Here is a 7,743-nt window from a genome sequence, read left to right on the forward strand (position 1 = left end):
TCATTCCGCTGCCGAAGAAGATGGCGGATAAGACAGCACGATACCTACCGTATCGCGTGAAGAGGTCTTGTAACGCTCATAGGCTGCCGCGGCTTCCTCCACCGGCATTTCGGCCGAGATGAGCGGCGCGACCTGGATTCGCTTCTCGGCGAGCAGGCGCACGTATTCGCCCACATTCCTTCCTTCCGTCCAACGCACATACCCTTTCGGGTAATCGATGCCGTCCACTTCATACTCGCGCTTGTATCTGCCCGGTCCGCCAGCGCGGGAGATTAAGATTTGCGCTTCCTTGGAGAACATCAGCTCCCGGTTGAATTCCATTTCCAAGTCTCCGACGATGACCACTTTGCCGCGATCCCGAATCCAAGTAAGCGCCTGATCGATCATCCCTGTCGCATGCCGTCCCGTACACAAGAAGACGGTATCCACCCCTTCTCCGCCGGTGGCGTCTTGAATGGCCGCATCGATCCCTGCCAGCGTCGAGTGCACGTCGTCGACTCCACATTGGCGCAACACCTCGCAGCGTTCGGGCAGCAGATCATAGCCTAACATATGATAGGACGCAGCGTTCCCGATTTGACACATCATCTGTCCCAATATGCCCAGGCCAACTACGACCGCCTGCTCGCCGAACTGGAGATTGGCCTGCCGCAGCGCGTGAATCGCAATCGCGCCCAGGCCAGCAAAAGCAGCCTCCCGAATGTCCATTCCATCGGGAATGGGCGCGAGCAAATGCTTCGGCACGGCCAACAAGCCGGCATGCCGCACGAACGGAGCGCCGTAGCACGCGACGCGCTGTCCCGCCTGCACATGAGTGACGCCCGCTCCCACTTCCCGCACAATGCCGGCGGCACTGTAGCCCAGCGGGATCGGGCGGTCCGTTTTTTTCTCCGACATCATCATTTCCGTACCCGGGCTGATGGCCGAGTATTCCGTATCAACCAAGACGAAGTTCTGCTTCACATTCGGCTCGGGGAGGGTAATCGTCTTGATTTTCCCATCCAATGCTACAACCGATATCATGCTGATTCTCCCTTTCTTGTGCGGTATTGCGCGCTTTCGCGAATCGTTAAGATTTAAGTCCCGTCATAGCGATGCCTTCCGTAAAGTAACGTTGGAAGAAAATGAAAATGAGGAACGTGGGCACGAATGAAATCGCGGAGCCGGCCATCTCAACCCCGAAATTCCCTTCCTTCGTCAAAATGGAGGCCAGCCCCACCGTAATCGGAAACATATCCTCGGATGTCATGAAGATGAGCGGCGTGAACAAATCGTTCCAGCAGCTAATGAAGGCAAACGTCCCGATCGTCGCAATGGCCGGCTTAGCAAGCGGCAGCATAATGCGGAAGAAAATCGTAAAGTCGCCCGCCCCATCCATATAGGCCGCTTCCTCCAAGTCCTTCGGGATGGTCATCATGAATTGCCGCACGAGAAACACGCCCATAATCGCCCACAGCTCTGGCACAATGATCGAAGCATACGTATTAATCCAGCCAAATTGGCTGAACATGACATATTTCGGAATGATGAGCAGTTGACCCGGCACCATGACGACAGCCATCATCGTCCAGAACACGAATTCACGACCGGGAAATTTCTTTTTCGCAAAAATATAGCCAAGCACTGCTCCGAAAAAGATTTGCGCCAGAACAGGGACGATGGTGATGACCAATGAGTTCTTAATCCACTGCACGAACGAGCTTTGGTTCATAATGTAGCTGAAGTTGTACAACGTGGGATTGGTCGGGATCCAGAACAACGGATCGGCCGTAGCCCTTTCCACCTTTTGCAGCGAACCTAAAATCATCATCGCAAATGGGAAAAAGAAGATGATTCCGAGGATCATGAGCATCAGGTATACAAATACGTTCTTCTTCATTGAGACAGTCAAAGCAAGCTCCTCCTCCTGCTGTGACGTGCAGCTTAATAGTGCACATCTTTCCCCAAATATTTGCGCTGCACGAGCGAGATGGCGAAAATAATAAAGAACAATATATAAGCAAGGACGCTGGCGTAACCCAAGCGAAGTCCTGTAAAGCCTTCCTCGTATAAGTAATACACAAGAGTGGTCGTAGCGTAATTAGGTCCGCCGCCCGTTATCAAATACGCGGAATCAAATATTTGGAAAGAACCGATCGTCGTAATAATCGCCACATAGAAATGGATCGGCAGCAGCAGCGGGAAGGTCACTCTCCAGAACGTTCTCCACTTCGAGGCGCCGTCGATTTTGGCCGCTTCATACAGATGGCTCGGGATTGATTTCAAGCCTGCATAATAGTAGACCATGGTGCTTCCGCTTACTTTGAACACGCTCAAGGCGGCCAATACGGGCAGCGCCTGCTTGGAATCGGAAAAGAACAATTGCGTATCGATGCCAATCCAGCTCAATATATAGTTGATCATCCCGTATTCCGTGCCTTTGAAGAGCCAAGCCCAAATACCGGAAATAATAACGAAGGACGTAACGACAGGGAGGAAATACAAGCTCTTAAAAAAGCCGGAAGCCTTCACGCCGGAGTTGACCAACAGCGCCAATCCCAGCCCCATGCCCATCGTCGGCAAAATATAATAAACGGAAAACAACACGGTATTCCAGATCGCTTTCCAAGCAATCTCGTCTTGAAAAAAATAACTCCAATTCGCAAGCCCTACATATTTCGGCGAACCAATAATCGGCCAGTCCATAAACGTCAGCACAAAGCTAAAGGCGAGCGGAAATATTTGAAATACGAGAAAGTGGGCCAAAATCGGAATCAAAAACACGTACACGATCGCATTTTTCTTGAATTCCAGCCGGAATCGCCTGCCTAATGGCGGTTTGTGCTGAAGGATCAGCGGCTCGGCCTGACCGTTCGCTTTTGACAAAGTAATCACCTACGATCCCATTAATTAATAATAGCGGGGGCCACCGCAACTCTGCTTGCGATGATCCCCCGCATCCTTAACGAATCAACGCTTCAGCATTCGTTACCCTTTGCTTTGTTCGTCTTGAATGGCTTTGGCCGCTGCATCCGCCGCTTGCTGAGGCGTCTTCCCGCCTTCGAGCATAGCAGCGATTTCCGCTTGAATCTTAGGCATAATCGTTCTTGCGACGGGACTCATCACGCCCGGGCGGGCATAGGCCGCCACCTCAAGAAACTTCTTCATATCTTCATCATTATCGTAGATGGAGGAAGCTGACTTGCGAGTCGGAATATAATTCGCCAGCTTGTTGAACGCCATTTGCGTTTCCGTGTTGGTCAGCACCTTCACGAATTCAGCTGCCGCTTCTTTATTTTTGCTGTTTTTTGGCACAACGAACATACCGACGGTTCCAAAGCTTGCTTCTGCCTTCCCCTTTAACGGCGGACCGGTCACATAGTCTCTATTCTCGGTCTTTAGCACGCTCAGAGTAACGCCCGCTCCCCATACCGATAACATTTTTCCAGACAAATATTCCGGGAACTGATCTTGATTGGATATGGAGTCCTTCGGAATCCACCCTTTGTCATACATATCTTTAATGAATTGGAAGGCAGCAACCCCTTCAGCATTGTTGATGACTGCGTTCTGACTGTCGTCGATTACATCTCCGCCGAACTGCCACAGAATCGGATACAACGTCGCGTTACAGCATGCGGCACCCCCGTTGAAATCCCGGGCATAATATCCTTTGGCGACGGCTTTCTCCGCCCAGACGTTATATTCATCCCACGTCTTCGGCACGTTCGCCGGGTCTTCACCGATGTCTTTAATGATGTCAGGGTTATAGAACATCATTTGTGCCTCTTGGAGAATAGGCAATCCATATAACGTCCCTTGATACGTTCCCGCTTCCAAAGAGCCGGGAGAGAAATCGTCCATATTGTTGTCTTCTAAATAAGGTGTTAACGGTTCAAGCACGTCCTTGTTGGCAAATTGCGGAATCTGGTCAGGAAGCTGATAGAATACATCTGGACCATTGCCCGCAGCAAGGGCCGTCAATATTTTCTGCTCGCGGTTCTTCCACGGAATCTCTTCCAGCTTCACTTTGACATCAGGGTGCTTCTCGTTGAACGCTCCAATCGCTCCGTCAAACACCGTCTTCAGCTCATCCTTCTTCTCCTCGGCAACATACGGATGAATCCATACCGTAATATTGCCAGACAGCTTCTTCCCTGCAGCGTCCTGCCCGGAATTCGCCTGTTCTCCCGCAGACTTCGCTTCTCCCGCGTCCGTTCCTTGACCTGAATTCGAGCCGCCTGACCCGCATGCCACGAGCAGCATCGATAATGAGAAGATAAGCGTCAACAGCAAGATGTTCGTGCGTTTAACCATAAATAAGACCATCCCTTCTATATATAATCAACAAACTAGATAAGAACCACGGTTGTATGTATTTCCACCCCACTGTAAACATCATTATCGTAGCCACCATCCTCACAACAATCAATATTCCATATAAAAACGAAGGTATAGCAACAGTTTATAGGACAAGTTATAGTTCACTTCTGGTATATTTATAATATTACCCAGCCAAGAAAGCGCTGTCAATACTGTTGGTGTTTATGACAATTTAAAGACATCCAGTACTGTATGGGAGAATGAGCATAAGGACCATTGCACGGAAGTGTGCCGAGAAAATAGAGTATTAGACTGGGTGTATTGAATTCGCGCGGTTTTTCAAATTACAAAAACTGTCAGTCACGTAAAACAAGTATTAGACTAACCCCGAAATTGAAACAGCGGCTGCCATGGACGAGAAAATAAAGTCCTAGACTGCCGCTGTTTTATTGAACCGTTAGTTCAATAACATCCACAGAATTATAGCATGGTAAGAACTGACGTATCACAATAATGGCTGCAATAGAAAGAGTGGATATGGGAGACTATAAAATATAGTTTACAGACTCTGTTTCAGTCCTTTCTTTAAAATGAGAAAGAGCAACCTGTTTTTTAGACAAGTCACTCTTTAAATTATTAATTAATCTATCTTTTTGTTTGTTAAATTAGTTCTCCACTCATTCGTTGGTGTAAGATAACTAATTATTCTTTCATCGATTAAATCCACAAGTTTATTCTCATATGTTTTTCTATAAGGCTTAGGAAGTTCTTCTTTTAGCCAACTTTCCTTTGTTCCTTTCCAGATTTCAAAAAGAGTAACCTCATTTGAATTATCAATATCATCTGAAAGAACGGCACTTACAAAAGCTGGTTCATGTTCCATCGCTCTCATATTAGCAGATAATAGTTCATTGAATTCTTCCTTTTTTTCACTTTTAATTTTAAATCTTATATAGAGTATTACGTTTTCTTTATTATTACTCATAAATATCCTCCAACTTAATAAGTTTAGACTTATCATCTAAGTAATCATATCATGTTGTAGGCATTGAAAACATGATATTGAATATGTTTTCCATTTAATGCAATGTTGATCTATTTAGTTATTCTACCCGTTAGCTGAACAGGCTGCTGATTGTGCCGGCAACCTGTTCTCATTATGCTACAGTGTCCCGTTAGTTGAAGACCGTTGGTTCCACTCTTCCCGCAGTATAGCGTAGTAATATTCATCCCACCATTCATTTTGATAGGGAATACATTTCTTGAAATAACCTTCTCGTCTCATTCCGATCTTCTCCATAATTCGATAAGACGGTAAATTTTCTGGCTGACAAGTTGCAATTATTCGGTGTAGATTCATTTCCTCAAATCCATTTTTCAATATGGATAATGCCGCTTCTGAAGCGTAGCCTTGACTGTGAAAACTGGGATTGAATACCCATCCAATTTCATATGTATGCTTACCAAAATATTCATGAAATACAATGTGACCAATAAGCTTTCCATTATCCTTTAAAACAACAGGAAAATTTCGGGCTTGGTCGCCAATGTTTTTTCTAATAAATTCTTTAACTGTCTCTTCGTTAAAAACCCCTTCCGGTATATATTTCATGTTACTTATATTCGAAGTGTATTCAAGTACTGCTGGCCAATCCTCGCATTCAAAACTTCGAATTATCAATCTATCCGTTGTTACATACATTGTCTTCCCTCCAACCTAAATTAGCACTATTCGTTCTCCGTTAATGATTGTCTGTATGCCTGATAATACAGGGATATTGTTTTACTTGATAATAACCTCTCCAAAATACTGTTTTGTTAGGCTTTATTAGGATTAGAAATGAATTAACTATATCGGAAGAAGAGATTATCAGGTTTACCCAACCAATAAATAACATGAGTGATTTGATACTACCCGATGAATAGCAAGAAATAATACCAGGCAATACCGACAATACGATAATAGGTAGACTCATAAAAATCCAAAATCTCTTTTTGGATAAAATTTCATTTGTATTAATCCAAAAAAATATACCTTTTACTGTTAGGCTAATGTCACCTTTATTATGTATAACAAGAACATGGAGGAACTCATGTACTATAAAAACAGCAACAATAATTAGAAGAAGGGTGAGAAGAGTGAACGTGCTTAAAAAAGAAAACCCTTCCCCTAATAAGTTAGGTGCTAGAAAAATAGCGAGCATCAATAGATAAACAAACTTCATATAATTTTTCCGAAACCAGTTATTTTGAATAAAAGGGGTCCATTCAGAAAAATCCATATTTATTTGAGGCAAATTTCGAAACCACAACATCATATTATCATCACCACATCCTTATCCATAAACATTCCAATTATATCACGTAATGGTTGTTACATGCTGTAAATACATCATGATTATTACGTATTACTGCCCGTTAGTTTAACGCCACTGCCCTGGTCTACAACTTTATTTTACTCAGTTATCAAGAGCTAACTTTAAGAAAGTCAGATAAAATAAAGAGTTCTACATATTGTACATGACTAATATGTGGAACTCTTTATGTTTAACTATCGTTCCCCGTTAGTTCAATGCTTTAGGTACTTTTTATAATAGACTGTCACAGTTCTAAAACATCGCTTCGGTATTCAATTCCTAAATCTTTAAGCAAATTATTCAAGCCAAACCACAAGTTTTCACAAAGTAGATAGAGCTCTTCTTTTTCAGATAGCTCACCACTTATTACTTTTTTTGCTAACTCAACATATCCTTTTGGCTTAATTGGTTTTTCTATGGATTCTTCCAGAGTCACGGCTCTACTGGTGTAATATTGTTTATTCAACAATCCAATCAATTTAGCAATTTGCCACGTGAAATCAAAAACAGCACGGGGCAGATAAGAGAGGTTATTGGAAACTCGGATATTTCGAATCTTGCCCATAGTTTCGTACGGCTCCCAAATCATAAATTCTGCTATTACTTCTCTAAATGCTTCTTCAGGTACCGAGAGTGCAATTTCTTTCGTCTTATTAAATATACCTTTTGGATCATACAAGGAGGTAATATGTATGAAGCTACCCACTTTAATCGCCCATCCATCGTCCACCGCACTTGCTTGATCTAACCATTCTGATTTCTGCTTTGTAGAAATCTCTAATTTAAAAGGATGATAAATTAATTCACAGCTAGGTATATTCGCTCCATCTCTACTAATTACGTGCAATTCTATATCTGAATAAGGTCCCTCTTTTTCTTGAGCAACTGAACCATAGATACCGATTGCCTCAATGTCTTCTTCGTATTTATCTAATAACTTGTTCTTTATCTCATTAATAAAATCCAATTTCTCATTTCGACTAGTTTCAGCTGGAAAAGGTAGCATGTAAGTCCTCCTGTTGTTGTAATTCCTTATATTCTATCATCCCTTCAACTAACCTGCCCGTTAGCATTCCTGTAGATG

At 43.7% G+C, this 7,743-nt stretch carries 8 protein-coding genes; all 8 read right to left on the bottom strand.

Going from position 1 to position 7,743, the window contains the following annotated elements; translation table 11 throughout:
- Positions 1–1,023: a zinc-dependent alcohol dehydrogenase gene (locus A372_RS0104065; RefSeq protein ID WP_019419562.1), complete on the bottom strand. Its 1,023-nt coding sequence runs from the start codon at positions 1,021–1,023 to the stop codon at positions 1–3.
- 46 nt (positions 1,024–1,069) lie between these two features.
- Entirely contained in the window at positions 1,070–1,879 is an 810-nt protein-coding gene (locus A372_RS0104070; protein WP_026010884.1) for a carbohydrate ABC transporter permease, read from the bottom strand.
- A gap of 44 nt (positions 1,880–1,923) precedes the next feature.
- Positions 1,924–2,832, bottom strand: a complete 909-nt coding sequence (locus A372_RS0104075; protein ID WP_026010885.1) for a carbohydrate ABC transporter permease — start codon at positions 2,830–2,832, stop codon at positions 1,924–1,926.
- A 135-nt stretch (positions 2,833–2,967) separates the two neighbouring features.
- Positions 2,968–4,296 carry an ABC transporter substrate-binding protein gene (locus A372_RS0104080; RefSeq protein ID WP_019419565.1) on the bottom strand — a complete coding sequence of 443 codons (1,329 nt, stop codon included), beginning with the start codon at positions 4,294–4,296 and terminating at the stop codon, positions 2,968–2,970.
- A 646-nt stretch (positions 4,297–4,942) separates the two neighbouring features.
- Positions 4,943–5,287 (bottom strand): antibiotic biosynthesis monooxygenase family protein, encoded by a 345-nt coding sequence (locus A372_RS0104085; protein ID WP_019419566.1) that lies wholly within the window; start codon positions 5,285–5,287, stop codon positions 4,943–4,945.
- A gap of 177 nt (positions 5,288–5,464) precedes the next feature.
- Positions 5,465–6,004 (bottom strand): GNAT family N-acetyltransferase, encoded by a 540-nt coding sequence (locus tag A372_RS0104090; RefSeq protein ID WP_019419567.1) that lies wholly within the window; start codon positions 6,002–6,004, stop codon positions 5,465–5,467.
- A gap of 40 nt (positions 6,005–6,044) precedes the next feature.
- On the bottom strand, positions 6,045–6,620 hold the full coding sequence (locus tag A372_RS0104095) for a DUF3267 domain-containing protein (protein WP_019419568.1): 576 nt from the start codon (positions 6,618–6,620) through the stop codon (positions 6,045–6,047).
- 283 nt (positions 6,621–6,903) lie between these two features.
- Complete coding sequence (locus A372_RS0104100) at positions 6,904–7,665, bottom strand: kanamycin nucleotidyltransferase C-terminal domain-containing protein (protein WP_019419569.1); 762 nt, start codon at positions 7,663–7,665, stop codon at positions 6,904–6,906.
- Positions 7,666–7,743 lie beyond the last annotated feature (78 nt).

The organism is Paenibacillus sp. OSY-SE (assembly GCF_000283315.1).
GTDB lineage: Bacteria > Bacillota > Bacilli > Paenibacillales > Paenibacillaceae > Paenibacillus_B > Paenibacillus_B profundus.